This window comes from Actinomadura luteofluorescens, from assembly GCF_013409365.1.
Lineage (GTDB): Bacteria > Actinomycetota > Actinomycetes > Streptosporangiales > Streptosporangiaceae > Spirillospora > Spirillospora luteofluorescens.
The window spans coordinates 7,073,481-7,087,893 of record NZ_JACCBA010000001.1 but is presented as its reverse complement, the minus strand read 5'-3'; the positions used below and the strand labels follow the sequence as shown (position 1 = coordinate 7,087,893).

The 14,413-nt window shown below is 71.7% G+C and carries 12 protein-coding genes; 8 read left to right on the top strand and 4 right to left on the bottom strand.

The features are described 5' to 3' along the window. Positions 1 to 123: 123 nt before the first annotated feature. Positions 124 to 855, bottom strand: coding sequence for a GNAT family N-acetyltransferase (locus BJY14_RS32860; protein WP_179847158.1), 732 nt, complete (start codon positions 853 to 855; stop codon positions 124 to 126). Positions 856 to 878: 23 nt separating this feature from the next. On the opposite strand from BJY14_RS32860, the gene BJY14_RS32855 reads away from it, so the two are divergent. Beyond that, complete coding sequence (locus BJY14_RS32855; RefSeq protein WP_179847157.1) at positions 879 to 1,622, top strand: YaaA family protein; 744 nt, start codon at positions 879 to 881, stop codon at positions 1,620 to 1,622. 88 nt (positions 1,623 to 1,710) lie between these two features. Here the strand turns inward: BJY14_RS32855 and BJY14_RS32850 are convergent, their stop codons facing one another. The 3 genes from BJY14_RS32850 to BJY14_RS32840 all read right to left on the bottom strand — a co-directional run bounded on the left by BJY14_RS32850 (position 1,711) and on the right by BJY14_RS32840 (position 6,645). Further along, complete coding sequence (locus BJY14_RS32850; protein ID WP_179847156.1) at positions 1,711 to 3,351, bottom strand: RNA polymerase sigma factor; 1,641 nt, start codon at positions 3,349 to 3,351, stop codon at positions 1,711 to 1,713. A 253-nt stretch (positions 3,352 to 3,604) separates the two neighbouring features. Then, on the bottom strand, positions 3,605 to 5,683 hold the full coding sequence (locus BJY14_RS32845) for a SpoIIE family protein phosphatase (protein WP_179847155.1): 2,079 nt from the start codon (positions 5,681 to 5,683) through the stop codon (positions 3,605 to 3,607). A 380-nt stretch (positions 5,684 to 6,063) separates the two neighbouring features. After that, positions 6,064 to 6,645, bottom strand: a complete 582-nt coding sequence (locus tag BJY14_RS32840; protein WP_179847154.1) for an HhH-GPD-type base excision DNA repair protein — start codon at positions 6,643 to 6,645, stop codon at positions 6,064 to 6,066. A gap of 117 nt (positions 6,646 to 6,762) precedes the next feature. Here BJY14_RS32840 and BJY14_RS45855 point away from each other — a divergent pair, with 117 nt between their 5' ends. From BJY14_RS45855 to BJY14_RS32805, 7 genes are all read left to right on the top strand, one after another. Continuing rightward, entirely contained in the window at positions 6,763 to 7,467 is a 705-nt protein-coding gene (locus BJY14_RS45855) for a molybdopterin-dependent oxidoreductase (RefSeq protein ID WP_218905692.1), read from the top strand. A gap of 19 nt (positions 7,468 to 7,486) precedes the next feature. Beyond that, positions 7,487 to 8,134 carry a cytochrome b/b6 domain-containing protein gene (locus BJY14_RS32830; RefSeq protein WP_218905691.1) on the top strand — a complete coding sequence of 216 codons (648 nt, stop codon included), beginning with the start codon at positions 7,487 to 7,489 and terminating at the stop codon, positions 8,132 to 8,134. A 142-nt stretch (positions 8,135 to 8,276) separates the two neighbouring features. Further along, on the top strand, positions 8,277 to 8,525 hold the full coding sequence (locus tag BJY14_RS32825) for a hypothetical protein (protein ID WP_179847151.1): 249 nt from the start codon (positions 8,277 to 8,279) through the stop codon (positions 8,523 to 8,525). A 188-nt stretch (positions 8,526 to 8,713) separates the two neighbouring features. After that, positions 8,714 to 10,252 carry a hypothetical protein gene (locus tag BJY14_RS32820; protein ID WP_179849785.1) on the top strand — a complete coding sequence of 513 codons (1,539 nt, stop codon included), beginning with the start codon at positions 8,714 to 8,716 and terminating at the stop codon, positions 10,250 to 10,252. A gap of 97 nt (positions 10,253 to 10,349) precedes the next feature. Beyond that, positions 10,350 to 11,996 (top strand): TY-Chap domain-containing protein, encoded by a 1,647-nt coding sequence (locus BJY14_RS45850; protein WP_246396196.1) that lies wholly within the window; start codon positions 10,350 to 10,352, stop codon positions 11,994 to 11,996. Positions 11,997 to 12,056: 60 nt separating this feature from the next. Continuing rightward, positions 12,057 to 14,048, top strand: a complete 1,992-nt coding sequence (locus BJY14_RS32810) for a TY-Chap domain-containing protein (RefSeq protein WP_179847150.1) — start codon at positions 12,057 to 12,059, stop codon at positions 14,046 to 14,048. Beyond that, positions 14,045 to 14,413 (top strand): UCP033725 family protein, encoded by a 369-nt coding sequence (locus tag BJY14_RS32805; RefSeq protein ID WP_312879504.1) that lies wholly within the window; start codon positions 14,045 to 14,047, stop codon positions 14,411 to 14,413. The genes BJY14_RS32810 and BJY14_RS32805 overlap by 4 nt, the downstream gene beginning before the upstream one ends.

Genomic DNA, 14,413 nt, shown 5'->3' with positions numbered 1-14,413 from the left:
TTCGCTTTCATTCCTATGGCGCTCCACGTAGCACCATGCAGCGACAACTGCGGAGAGTATATGAGTGGTTGCATATCGTAGCCATATTGGGACAGTGCCGAGATGCCCTCGCGCTTCGGCTTCTCACCTCTCGGTGACATTCCTTACGCGGTAGTGATAAGCGCCCGCCTGCACGAACCCCTCCGATTCGTACAGCGCCCTGGCGGGGGCGTTCCGCTCGACGACGACCAGGTACGCCCGCTCGCATCCCCGCTCCCTTCCCCAGCCGAGGAGGCCCCGCAGGACGCGCCGGCCCAGGCCCCGCCTCCGCGCGTCAGGGGCGACGGCCATGGCGTAGACGCCGAGCCACTCCCCCTGGGGGACGCCGCGTCCCACGGCCAGACCGTCCACGCAGGCGTAGCCGGCGCTCACGCCCGTGAGGATCTTCTCCGCCATCGGCAGCTGGTGGTCGTAGCGACCGTCCACCGACCACCACAGATCGAGCCACTCCCGGGACGGGGCGTCCATGACGTCCACGCGCTCCCGCTCGCCGGGGCCGCTCAGGTCGGCCGTCATAGCGATCGTGGGTTCGACCAGCTCGTAACCTCGTCCCGCAAGAATTCCGTCGAGTCCCTCTGGCCGCGCCTGGGCGTCCATCATGAACACGGTCGGCAGGCCGAGCGCGGTGTAGAAGCGCTCGGCCTCCTCGACGGCCAGGTCCACGTCCCCCGGGTCGTCCACGGGCAGGACGGAGTTGGCCCGCTTGGTCACGCCGTCGGCGTGGCGCAGCACCCAGCCGCCAATATCCTGGGCGGACGGCGCGGGCCACGCTTCGGCGACCAGTTCGTCCAACCGCCTGTCCAGGGGCCGCGCCATCTGTCACCGCTTTCGGGGGGATCGTGCACATCCTGCTGCCGCCGTCGGAGAAGAAGGCTACCGAGGGGGACGGTCCGCCCCTCGACCTGGCCTCGCTCAGCTTTCCCGGCCTGACGCCGGTGCGGCGGCGCGTCCTCGCCGCCCTGACGAAGGCGTGCCGGGGCGCCGGCGCCGCGGAGGTGCTCGGCCTTCCGCCCGGCCAGGCCGCCGAGGCCCTCGCGCGCAACAGGTCGGTGCGCAAGGCACCGACCCTGCCTGCGGCGCGGCTCTACACCGGCGTCCTCTACGACAACCTCGACCTGGCGGATCTCGACGCCGAGGCGGCCGCCCGGCAGATCATCGTGTTCTCGGGCCTGTGGGGCGCGCTGAGGCTCACCGACCGCGTTCCGCCGTACCGGCTGTCCATGGGGACGTCACTGCCGCCTGGAGGGAGTCTGGGGGCGTCGTGGCGTCCGGCGATGCGCAAGGCCCTCCGGCTGGACGACGATCTGATCGTCGACATGCGGTCCGGACCGTACGCGTCGGTGTGGAAGGCGCCCGGCCCGGCGGTCTCCGTCCGGGTGTTCCGGGAACGGCTCGACGGCGGCGTCGCCAAGCGGACCGTCGTCAGCCACATGGCCAAGGCGACCCGCGGCCGCATCGCCCACGACCTGATCAAGGCGGGCGCAGCGCCGCGCACGCCGGAGGACCTGCTGAAGGCCGTCGCCGGCCTCGGCCACACCGCCGAGCTGAACGGCGCGAACCTCGACGTCGTCCTGCACGACTGACGCACCCGGCAGACCCGGGCCTGGACGCGGCAGGACCCCGGCGAGATCGCCGGGGTCCTGGCCGTCGGACGGTTCGAGACGCGGCCGGTCAGTCCAGGTAGTCGCGCAGGACCTGGGAACGGGACGGGTGGCGCAGCTTCGACATGGTCTTGGACTCGATCTGCCGGATGCGCTCCCGGGTCACCCCGTACACCTTGCCGATCTCGTCCAGCGTCTTCGGCTGGCCGTCGGTGAGGCCGAACCGCATCGACACCACGCCCGCCTCGCGCTCGCTGAGCGTGTCGAGAACGGAGTGGAGCTGCTCCTGCAGCAGCGTGAAGCTGACCGCGTCGGCCGGGACGATGGCCTCGGAGTCCTCGATGAGGTCGCCGAACTCGCTGTCGCCGTCCTCACCGAGCGGCGTGTGCAGCGAGATGGGCTCGCGGCCGTACTTCTGGACCTCGACGACCTTCTCCGGGGTCATGTCGAGTTCCTTGGCCAGCTCCTCCGGGGTGGGCTCGCGGCCCAGGTCCTGGAGCATCTGCCGCTGCACGCGCGCCAGCTTGTTGATGACCTCCACCATGTGCACCGGGATGCGGATGGTGCGGGCCTGGTCGGCCATCGCGCGGGTGATGGCCTGCCGGATCCACCAGGTGGCGTACGTGGAGAACTTGTAGCCCTTGGTGTAGTCGAACTTCTCGACCGCGCGGATCAGGCCGAGGTTGCCCTCCTGGATCAGGTCCAGGAACAGCATGCCGCGACCGGTGTAGCGCTTGGCCAGCGAGACCACCAGACGGAGGTTGGCCTCCAGGAGGTGGTTCTTGGCGCGGCGGCCGTCCTCGGCGATCCACTCGAAGTCCTCGAGGTCCTCCTCGGACATCGACGGACCGGCGACGGCGAGGCGCTCCTCGGCGAACAGGCCGGCCTCGATCCGCTTGGCGAGCTCGACCTCCTGCTCGGCGTTCAGCAGCGGGACCTTGCCGATCTGCTTGAGGTAGTCCTTGACCGGGTCGGCGGTGGCGCCGGCGGCCGCGATCTGCTGCGCGGGCGCGTCCTCGTCGTCGTCGCCGAGGGTGAACCCCTCCTCCTCGGACGGGGTGTCGCCCTTGCCGGCCGGGGCGGCCTTCGCGACGGGCGCGGCGGCGGGCTCCTCCTCGGCCTCGGGCTCCTCGGCCTCGGCCGTGTCGACCTCGAGTTCGACCTCGAGGTCGGTCAGGTCCTCGAGATCGACGTCCACCTCGTCGTCGCCCTCGGGGCCCTCGCCCTTGTCGGCCTTGTCGGACGGGGCGGCCTTGACCGGCTGGGCGGCGCCCTTCTTCGCCGGCGCGCCCTTCTTCGCCTTGGCGCCCTTGGCCGGCGCGGCCTTCTTCGGCGGCGCGGGCTTGGGAGCCGCCGGGCGCGGCGCGGCGACGGCCTCCTCCGGCGCGTCGTCACCGACGACGGCGGTCACCGTGTCGGGCTGCTCCTTGGCGGCGGCGGCGGTCTTGGGCCTGCGTGCCGGCGGCGTCGCGCGCTTGCGCGGACGCTTGGGCGCCGCGGAGTCGGCAGCGCTCACCATGACGGTCACACCCTCCTTGCTGAGGCTCCGCAGAATGCTGGAGGCCTTCGACACGGGGATGTCGGCCTCCTCGAACGTACGTCGTACGTCGTCGGCTTCGAGGTAACCCTGGGACCGTCCACGCTCGATCAGTTGCGCGATGACGTGATCGTGCAGATCTGACGCTTTCGAGGTCGAGCTAGCAGGCGACACAAATACCTCTCGAACGAACGTGTGGCTTGGTTGACCCAAGTGCCCTGACGGGCTCGGCCTCACACTGGGTGGGACCACACACGGAGCGGACCTCCCGGTGCGGGACCGCAGCGTACCCGCTCTCTCTGGGTCAAGCATTCTGGCACTGCTGCGCATTCCGCCTTGGAGTCCTACCCGGTAACACTCCACCTTAGAGGGCGCGGGGCGGTCCTTCGAACGTCTCGGACCGTCTCGGCGCCGTCTTCGGCGGGGTTCACTCGGACTTGGGCGGGACGTGCAGGGCAAGCACGGTCACATCGTCTACCTGCTCATACCCGGCAAGCATCCGATCGACCAGGAAGTCGACGAGTCTCTCGGGATCTCCTACCACTTCAGGTGGGGCGTCCGCCGCGACGGCGACAAGCTCCTCCAGCCCGGCGTCCACCCCACGCCTACGGTTCTCCACAAGTCCATCGGAATAGAAGACCACAGTGTTGCCGGTATCGATGGAAAAACTTGTCTGCTGCCGCTGGCTCGGCCAGCCGAGGGGGGTTCCGGGCTCCCGCGTGCTCACGCGCGCGGGCGTGTCGGGCGAGATCAGCAGGGCCGGAGGATGGCCCGCGTTGCTGAGCTCCCCCTGCCCGGTCTCGGGATCGATGACCGCGTAGACGACGGTGGTGAACTGCTCCTCGTCCTCGGTGGCGCTGAACAGCCGGTCGAGCCCGGCCAGGACGGCGGCGGGGCGCGGATCGTTCAGCGCGAGGGCGCGCAGGGCGTTGCGGACGCGGCCCATTCCGGCCGCGGCAAGCACGCCCTTGCCCATCACGTCGCCGACGGCCACCGCGAGACGGTTGTCGGCGAGCCGGAAGACGTCGTACCAGTCTCCGCCCACCTGCACGTGGCGTGTCGCGGGGTTGTAGCGGGCGGCCAGCGCCATGCCCGGCAGTTGCGGCAGGTCGCTGGGCAGCAGGCTCCGCTGGAGCTCCTCGGCGGTCTTGTGCTCGCGCTCGAACAGCAGGGCCCGCTCCACGGCCAGCGCGCACTGGCCCGCGAGCGCCTCCAGGAAGACCCGCTCCTCTTCGGTGATCTCCCGGGGCCGGGTGAACGAGAAGCGGAGCGCGCCGATCGGGGCGCCGGCCGCGAGCAGCGGCAGGCCCACCCAGGCGCGCTCCTCCGTGTGCTGGGCGAACAGGTCCCGCTCGCCGTGGCCCAGTTGCAGGCGCAGGCTGTCGGGGTGCTCGGCCAGGAACGGCCGGCTCTCGCGCACCGCCACCGACATCACGGTCTGGTCGCTGACCTTGATCTCGTCGCGGGACGCCGAGGGCGTCTCGCCCTCCGACCCCGGCTGGGACGGGGCCACGATGCTGAGCCGCAGCTTGTCGTCGTCCAGCAGCGCCACCGCGGAGTAGTCGGCGCCGATGGCGGACCGCCCGACCTCGGTGATGACCTGGACCACCTGGGAGACGGTCAGGGCCTCGGCGAGCATGGACGTGGCCTGCTGGAGGCGCGCGGTGCGCAGCGCCGCCGCCGACAGCTGCTCGGTCAGCCGGCCGCGCATCTCCTCGGCCTCGCGCTGCCCCGTGACGTCGGTGTTGGCGCCGACCCACTCGATCACCGCGTCGCCCCGCCAGATCGGCACGGCGCGGACGTCGAAGTGCCGGTACGTGCCGCTCTTGGTGCGGATGCGGTAGTTGGTCTCGAAGACCCGGTTCTCCTCGACGCAGTCGCGCCAGTGCGCCTCGATGCGGGGCCGGTCCTCGGGGTGCACGACCGACAGCCAGCCGCCGACCGCGTAGTCGTCCGGCGTCTGGCCGGTGATGGCGCGCCACTCGGGCGCGTCGTCGATCACGCCGCCGCCCGGCGCGGCGACCCACACCACCTGGGCGCTGGCCTCCACGAGCGAGCGGTAGCGCTGCTCCTTGCGGCGGATGACCTCCTCGGCCCTGCGCCGCTCGGTCACGTCCAGGGCGGTCAGGACGACGCCCTCCCGCTCGCCGCCGCCGCCCTTGGCGGGCAGCCACGTGCACGCGAGGATGCGCTCCTCGACGGCGGTGGCCACGCCGGGCGCCGCACCGGACGCCTCGGGCGCGCGCGCCGGGACGACGAGTTCCAGATCGCTCACCGGGCGGTCTTCGGTGATCACCTTCCGGAGCGCCGCCTCGAACGCGGCCGCCAGGGTCTCGGGCAGCACCTCCGACGGCCGGCGCTGCTGGAGATCTCGCACGCGCACGTCCAGCAGCTCGGCGAGCGCGTCGTTGGCCCGGCGGCAGCGCAGGTCACGGTCGAAGAACGCCAGCCCTTCGGGCGCTTCCTTCAGCAAGGTCGCGTACAGCGCGGCGTCGGACGCATCCATGGGCTGCCCCTCCACCCCTGAGACGCGGGGATGCGGAACGGACGTCTCGGTGCTCAACGACAACACCTCCGCCCCAGAGGGTCCCGTACCGCGCGGCAATTATTCATCACTATGAGTGAATGGGAGCAGGTTAACGCTCCCGCCTCCATCACAACACCGGTCGGAGTCAGGTACTCATCATCCCGATGGTTCGCCGCGTACGGAAGCCCTGCTGAACATCCTTGTCCCATCGGCCTCGGACGAACTCGTCGGTTTCGGACACCGTCCTGGAAGGGCGCGCGGGGCGGCCCGGCTCGGACGGCAAGTAGGAGATGTTACGGCGTGCGTGCGTCACGGGGTGTCAACTCGCCCCGTTCGGCGAGTTCCGCCCAGTCCCGCTCCTACTTGGCGGCCTTGGCGGCGGCCTTCATCTCCTGCTTGAAGGCCCGCACCCTGGCGAGGGAGTCAGGGCCGGTGATGTCGGCGACGGACCGGTGCGAGCCCTCCTCACCGTAGGCGCCGGCCGCCTCGCGCCAGCCGTCCGGCCGGATTCCGTACTGCTTGCCGAGCAGGGCAAGGAAGATCTGCGCCTTCTGCTTGCCGAAGCCAGGAAGGCCGTTCAGCCGCTTGTACAGCTCCTTGCCGCTGTCAGCGCCCTTCCAGACCTTCTCGGCGTCCCCGTCGTAGTGGTCCACGAGGTACTGGCAAAGCTGCTGGACGCGCTTGGCCATCGAACCCGGGTAGCGGTGGACGGCAGGCTTCTCCGCCAGGAGCGCCGCGAACCGCTCGGGGTCGTAGGCGGCGATCTCGTGGGCGTCCAGGTCGTCCGAGCCGAGCCGCCGCGTGATGGTGTAGGGGCCGGAGAACGCCCATTCCATCGGGATCTGCTGGTCGAGCAGCATGCCCACGAGAGCGGCCAGCGGACTGCGTCCGAGCAGCTCGTCGGCCTCGGGACGCTGTGCGAGATGAACCTTCGTGGCCATGAGCCCAGCTTAGGGCGGCAACCGGATCCGCTCAGGGGCGGCGCCCGAATCTGTCGGAAGTCTTACAAGGTCGGCCGATCCCTGGCGGGCCGCGGGCGGTGGTGCTCGAATGGAGCGGTGAGCGAGGACGAACGGGCGGAAGGCAGCCCGGTAGGGCGGAGAGTCGTCCTGGGGATGCTCGGCCTCGGCGTGGCGGGGGTCGCCGTGGGGGCATCGGTCCAGGACAAGGTGAGCCGGACCCTGGCGCCGGTCGGGCCGATCGGGGACGTCCTGCCGGCGGCCGGCGGGTTCCGCTACTACTCGGTCACGCCCGGTGTGAAGCGGCACAGCGTCGCGACGCACCGGGTGACCGTTTCCGGCCTTATCGACAAGCCGCAATCGTTTGGGATGGCCGATCTGGCGCATTTTCCGCAGACAGTCCTCGACAGGGACTTCCAGTGCGTGACGGGCTGGCGGGTGCCGGACGTGCGGTGGGCCGGGGTCGCGCTGCCCGACCTGCTGGACGCGGTCGGAGTGTCCTCCGACGCCCGGGCCGTGCGCTTCACGTCGTTCGACGGCGTCTACACCGAGTCGCTGACGCTGGAGCAGGCGCGACGCCGGGACGTCCTGGTCGCGACCCAGATGGACGGCAAGCCCGTCACCCACGACCACGGCGGCCCCACGCGGCTGTACGTCGCGCCCATGTACGGCTACAAGTCGCTGAAGTGGCTCGGCGGCATCGAACTGACCGACCGGGTGAAGCCCGGCTACTGGGAGGAACTCGGTTACGACGTGGACGCCTGGGTGGGACGGTCGAACGGACGTAGCGATGCGCCGACCTGAGTCGTCGCCAGGGTGGCTCGTGCGGTTCACCCGGGCCGAACGCTCGATCCACCATGTCACCGCGCTGCTGATGCTGGTCTGCCTGGTGACCGCGGCGCTGCTCTACCTGCCGTCGCTGTCGACGCTGGTGGGCCGCAGGGAGATGGTCAAGACCGTCCATGTCTGGTGCGGGTTCGCCCTGCCCGTGCCGATCGTGCTCGGTCTGCTGTCCCGGGCGTTCAGGGCCGACCTTCGCAGGTTGAACAGATTCGCGCCCGCCGACTGGCAGTGGCTGAGGCGCGGTGACCGCAGGGCCGTGCGGGACGGTCGCGGGGTCCTGCCCGTGGGCAAGTTCAACGCGGGCCAGAAGCTGAACGCGGCGTTCACGGCGGGCGCGATCCTGGTCATGCTCGGCACCGGCGAGATCTTGACGTTCCCCGGGCCGTGGGGCGATCGGTGGCGGACGGGCTCCACCTTCGTCCACGACTGGCTCTTCCTCGCCGTCCTCGTGGTGACCGCCGGGCACCTCTGGGAAGCGCTGCGGGACCGCGGGGCGCTCGGGGGGATGTTGACCGGACGGGTGGACCGCGACTGGGCCGCACGGCATCACGCGAGCTGGGCCGACGCCATGGAGAGCTCCGGTGAACGGAGTCCAGAATTTGCGAAACGACCTCCCGGCACGTCTTGACTCTCCCCGGGCAGGGGCCTGAAATGTGACATCGAGGCGGGGTTCTCGTTGAAGCTCCCATGCCAGGGCCGGTCCGAGGCGTGCTCCGTCTCACCGGCGGCGTCCCCGCCTGCCGGAACCCCGTGCGCGGAGGTGTGCGCTGATGCCTGCACTGGCCGATCACCGGAACGAGACACGCGACGAGCTCGCACGACGGCTTTGCGACGAGTTCGCGTCCTTCCCCTCAGACGCGGTGCACCGGTGTGTGGCCGACGTCCAGGCCTGCATGGCCCATCTTGGTCTGGACGCCACGCCGGCAAGAGTCGAGCGGATGGCGCGAGAGCAGCTCACCGGGATCCTGAAATCGCAGCCGCCCTCAGGGCGCGAGCCCGCGAGCGGCGTGGACGGCTGAGCGGAACCGTTGCCCGCCCGTGTGGCGCGACGGCGACCCATTCCGGCCTTCGGCGGCGTCCGGGCCACCGTCCGCGCCGGATCTGAGAGGCTAGTGGGGTGAGTCCCCGCAGCCGCAGCCGCTCCTCCGGGGACCCGGCCCGGGACGGACCGAACCCCCCGGACGAGGTCTCGGCGATTTTCGACGGAATGCTCCAGCACGCCCGCGAACTGCTGGCGGTGCGCAGTCCCCTGGACGCGGAGCTCATCGTCAGCGAGATCCTCGGCTCCTGGTGGGGGCAGCGCATCCCGGACGGCGACGTGGAAGAGGTCATAGGCGAGGCCCTGGTCGGCTACGCCACAGCCGCCGCCACGCCGGCGGCGCTGGCGCTGCTCACCGGGATCGCCTACATGGGCACCCCGCGGCAGGCGGCCAAGGCAGAGCGCGCGGCATTGCAGCTGATGAGCGACGGCGTCGCCAGGCCCGGCTGGGCCGACCGCGTCGGCATGGTCGAGCCCGAGGCGTGCTTCGCGTCCCGTGACGTCTACGGCGACCAAGACTCCGTCATCTGCACCTACACCTACGGGGGCACCGAAAGGCATGCCCTGGTCATCCTGGTCGACCGCAACAGGGCCGGGGCCGTCCAGACCCACGGCGGCCCGTTCGCGTCCGCCGCGCCTGCGGTGCGGACGCCGGCGAGCGGGATGGTCCGGGACGCCTGGGTCTCCTCCAGGGTGGACCGGCTCCTCGACCACTGCCGCCGCGAAGGCCGTGACAACCCGCTGATGCGGTTCGAAGAGCTCGACCCGCGCGACACCAAAGCGTTGCTGCAGAGCGCCCTGGATCTCACCGACGAGACAGACGGCCCGCCGGTGAACGAGAACTTCGGCTCCTACCACGCGTTCGTCCGCGCACGTGTGGACATCCTCCCGCCGGGCGGTCGCCTCCCCCAGCCTCCGGTGTACGGGCGCGACAGGCGCGCCACGATCGCGACGCGGTTCCTCGCCTCTGACGAGGCGGGCGAGCTGTCGGACATCTCCGCGGCGATCCGGTGCGTGGACCGGATCATCGACTACGGCTGCGCGCACGACTTCGGGCGGCCGCTGCGGGTCAGCCCGATCAAGTGCGAGTTGTTCCTGCTCGACTGGCTGCCGCGCAAGGTCCTGCTCTCCCCGTCGGAACAGGAGGCCGTCCCCCACGTGCTGGCCGCGTGGGTCCGCTGGGCAGGCCGGCGGACGGGGCTGCCGGAGGAGGGGGTCAGGGCGACCCTGGACGCCCTCTGGGACGCCACCGCGAAGTTCTCCGCGGCCTACCGCGACCCGGCCGCCTTCGGCCTCGACAGGGCTCTGGTCGACCGGCTGCTGCCCGACGGCGACCTGGAGGCCCTCCCCCGCCGCGCGTTCGCCCTGCCGTTCCTGTCGGGCACGCACCGGCGCGCGGACGGGCACGGCCTCGTCGACCTGTCGGAGCTCGACCCGGCCGACCCCGGCGACCGCCGCGTCCTAATGGAGTTCGAGCACCCCGGCGGCGACGAGGAGCACCTCGACGCGCACATGCGGCTCGCGGCCATGCTGTGGGACGGTGAGCCGCCGCACCTGTGGGACACCGCCCAGTCGCTGCTGGACGTCGGGTACGAACGCCATGAGATCCTGCACAGGCTCATCGACGTCCTCGACCTCTGGGGGGACGATCCGGGGGCCCTCCGGGAGGCGCTGCGTGTGCTTCGTCACGAACCTCCGCCCGACTGAACTCCCGGTTTGCGCGTCGCGCTCCCGGCGACAATCATCGGATCCCGGGCGCGGTCTCGCGGGGGTCGGCACCGGCCCCTGGTCGTAGGGAGTGATCTTGTTGGAGTGGTCCGAGTTCGCCCGGCGGCTGGGACGTGAGCTGGCGGGGCTCGAACGGGACACGATCCTGATCGTGCGCGAACGCGACGAGAGCCGTCACTACGTCCAGGCCATGCGCGAGCCCGACCGGCTCTACGCCGAGGCCGTCAGCAACAACTTCCTCGAAGGGCCCCTGCTGCTCACCCTGGCCGACGAAGAGGTCATGAGCGAGTCGGGCTGGCGCCCGCCCGCCGACCCCGCGCCGCGCAACTGGTGGACGGAACTGCCGGAGGCGGGCATGCCCGGCGGGATGCTGAGCGTGACCGAAGCCGACTTCTCGCGCCTGGCCGACGTGATGGTCACGGCGCTCCGGGACGTCCAGGGCGTCCGGCGCCCGTCCGACCTCGTGTACGAGTCGTTCCACCGGCACGGGTCCGGCCTCATCGAACTGCTCGACTTCGGGATCGAGGTGGCCGACCCGTCACGGGTGAACAAGCGCCGCGCGTCGTCCGGCGGCGTCCGTTCCGTCGCCGACCCCCTGTCCGGCCCAGACCCTCTGTCGGGCGCAGACCCTTTGCCTGCCGGCCCTCCCCCGGCGGGGACGCGGCTGCCGCTGCCGGAGCAGGCGCTGCCCGGCATGGACGCGGAACTGCTCGAACCGCGTCTCGCCGAAGCCAAGGCGAACGGCGACAACACCACCTACTTCAAGCTTCTGGAGAACGCCGACCTGGTCCTGCCGGCGACCGCCTCCGCCGTGGAAGACCCTGACCGGGCCGAGTTCCCCACCATCACCATCGGCAGCGGCACCTATGTCACGGTGTTCACCTCGCCCGGGGCACTGGCGCGCACCGGTGACCGGCACCCCGGCCTGTACCGGCGCACCTCGTTCGCCCGGTTGGCCGCCGGCTGGCCCGACCCCGCGTGGCGCCTGGCCATCAACTGGGGGCTGCCCAGCGAAGTGCTACTGGACTCGTCCGTCATCGGCCGGTTGCAGGGCGGCAGAGGCGGGGTGCCCGATCCCCTCCAATACGACCCTCTGCCGAACGAACCCAACCCGTACGGAACAGTCGACCCCAACGCGCTCGCTGGGCCGAACCCCGTCGCAGGCGGCTCGACTCCCCCGGTCAACGGTTCGGCCCACGGCATGCCCGCCCCAGGCGGGGCGGCTCCAAGCGGGCCGACTCCGGGCGGAATGCCGCCGCGTGAGGCGGCCGACGGCCCTTACGACGACTCCCACACGGCGATCGACCCGTACACGGCGGCCGACCTGAGGGCGGCCCTCGAAGCCGGTGCCCCGCCCAAGGCCCCGGAGCCGGCGGCGGCGCCTCTCGGCGCACCGACCGACGACCCGCCGGCCGACCCACCGCCGATTGACCCACCACGGGCCGACCCAACACGGGCCGACTCACCGCTCGCCGACTCACCACGGGCCGACTCACCACGGGCCGACACCCGACCGGCCGACGGTCCGCCTGACCGGCCGGCGCGTCAGGCGCCCGCTCCTGGGCCGCGCCCCGCCGGCGTTCCGCTGCGCCCCCCGCACGGCACGCGCCTGTGGCGCTCGGCGGGCGAGGGCGAGCACGCACCGGTCGCCGTCTACGACGCCATCGGCGGCATCTGGACACCGGTGCGGGCCGACGCTGTTCCGTCTCCCTGGACCGAGTGACGCAGCCTTCGGCTACCGTCGAGTACGGAATCCCGCCCCGCACGTGAAAGTGGATCCCCAGTGGACTGGAACGACTTCGCCAGACGGCTGACACTGGAGCTTTCACGGCTGCCGGTCACGTCGTTCCTCATCCTGCAAGGTCCGAGCGGCCTGCCCTACGTCCAGGCGATGCGCTCCGAAGGGACGCTCGACGCCGAGGCCGTCGGCAGCGCGTTCCTGCCCCGCCCCCTCGCGTCACGGCAGGAGCGGCGGCTGAGAGCGCTCGGCTGGGAGCCGCCAGACGAGGAGGAGCGCAAGAACTGGTGGGACAGGCTCACCTTCCGCGAGCGTGGCGGCCGCGCCTCCTCGGAGCTGCTGGAGGCGTGCGCCCTGCTCGCCGGGCAGATGATGGGCGCGTTCCGAGACGTCTACGGCATCGAGTCCCCGCTCGAACTCGTCTACCAGGCGAGCAAGGCCGGGCCCGACGGCGGGCCCTTGGCCCTGCCCGGTCTCGGCATCGCGCTCGCCGTCCCTGAGGACGAGCGTCCCGCACAGGCGTCAGCGCGCCCGGCGCGCCCGTCCGGGTCGACCCTGGAGGCGGCCCTCTCCGAGGCCCGCGAGCGCGGCGACCAGCACGGCTACCTGGAGCTCCTGGCGCGCGCGACGCTGTACCTGCCCTCGCCCGGCGATCCGGAGGGCGGCGACCACCAGTTCGCCACGGCCCAGTTCGGCGACGGCACGTTCGTGCTCGCGTTCACTTCCCCCGAGGCCATGGACCGCTCCCTCCAGGGGCAGGCGGTCCACCACCGGCAGGCCTCGCTGGCGGAGCTGTCGCGGCGCTGGCCGCACCCGGAGTGGCAGCTCGCCGTGAACCCCGGCCTGCCGAGTGCGTGCTACCTGGACGCCAACGCGCTGCTCGAGCCCGAGGAGCCCCGGACGCCCACGCCGCCGGTGCCGACCGACGTCCACGTGGCCGGCCCGTCGTCGCGCCGCCCCCCGGCGCGCGGTTCCGCGTCCCGTCCTGAGGGCCGCGCCACCCCGGCCGGCGGCCGCCAGGCCCCCAGGCCGCCTCAGCGCCCGGAACCGGCGCGCCCCCGGGCCGAGGCACCCTCCGCGCCGCCGGCGCCCTCACACGCGAGCACAGCGCCGCCGGACGGCCCGCCCGCGCCCGCGGTCCGCACGCCAGCCCCGCGGCGGCCGGCTCCGCCCCAGGCGCCCCCGGCTCCGCCGCGCCGTCCCGAGATCCCTGCCGCTGGGCAGGCCCCGGTGACCAGGGAGACGCCGATCCCGCGGGAAAGACCGGCCGCGAAGGAACCATCGGTGGCCCGGGAGACGCCGAGCGACCCACAGGGGCTCCCAGTAGCGCCGCTCTACGGCCAGCGGGAGCGGGCACGCGCCGACACCAGACAACCGCGAACAGACCCCAGGCGTCCAAGCACGGACACCCGGAAGCAGAGCGTCCCGGCCGCGGCCGCGCAGACTCGGGCAGAGAGAACGCCCAGCATCGTCGAACGCGGAGCCCGGGCCCCCTCAGGGGGGCGGGGCCCGGCGCCCCGGGCGCAGGGGCCCGCTGACCCATCCCAGGTCGTGGTGATGCAGAAGGCCGTGCGGCCCGAGCATGTACAGCATTATCTGGAAGGCGGCTACGACCTGGTCGCCGGATACGTGCACCGGCTCCAGGACGTCCAGGAGCTGAGAAGTCCCGCCGCGCTGATCCGGGCGCTCGGGCTGGTGTACGAGGGGTCTCCGTTCGCTCCGGCGGACGAGCAGATCTTCGTGATCCGCTGGCCGGCCGTGAAGCCCGCCCTGTTCCGCCGCCCGCTGGGCGGCATCGACGAATGGAGCATGGGGATCATCCCGGACGGATGGGTGATCGAGAAGGCGCCGTTCCCGGGATCGGGGTACGCGCCGGGCGACGGGCCCGCGATCCCCGAGTTCAAGATCGAGAGCCAGCGCCTGCCGCACGGGGCCGAGATGTACCGGCTCGACGCGCAGGGCAGGGAGTCCCTCGTGGCGGGTTACGACGCTGATCTGCGCAGGTGGCTCGTGAAACTGCCGGGAGGCCAGGGGTGAGCATCCGGCACGGCTACTACGCGGGCTGGCGGGACGCCCAGTACGAGGCGAGCCCGGACGGCGACAAGGTGCGCCTCTACGCCTCGCGGCACGCGGACGGGTTCCTGCAGGTCTCCCCGGACCGGTACGTCCAGGTGGTGCCTCTGGCGGACGTCGACCGTCTCCAGTACGTGACCACACACTGCACGTGGCGCGGCGAGCCGTTCGTGGTCCTCGGCGAGCACGAGGGCTGGCTGCGCGTGGAGTACAGCGGCGGCAAGGCCCCGGTGGCCGAACAGCTCGGCCTGGAGCCGTTCGACCGGGGCGTGTACCAGGCGTGGGCGTCCCGGCACGAGGTCGAGGATCTGCGCGAGGAGACCGTCTGA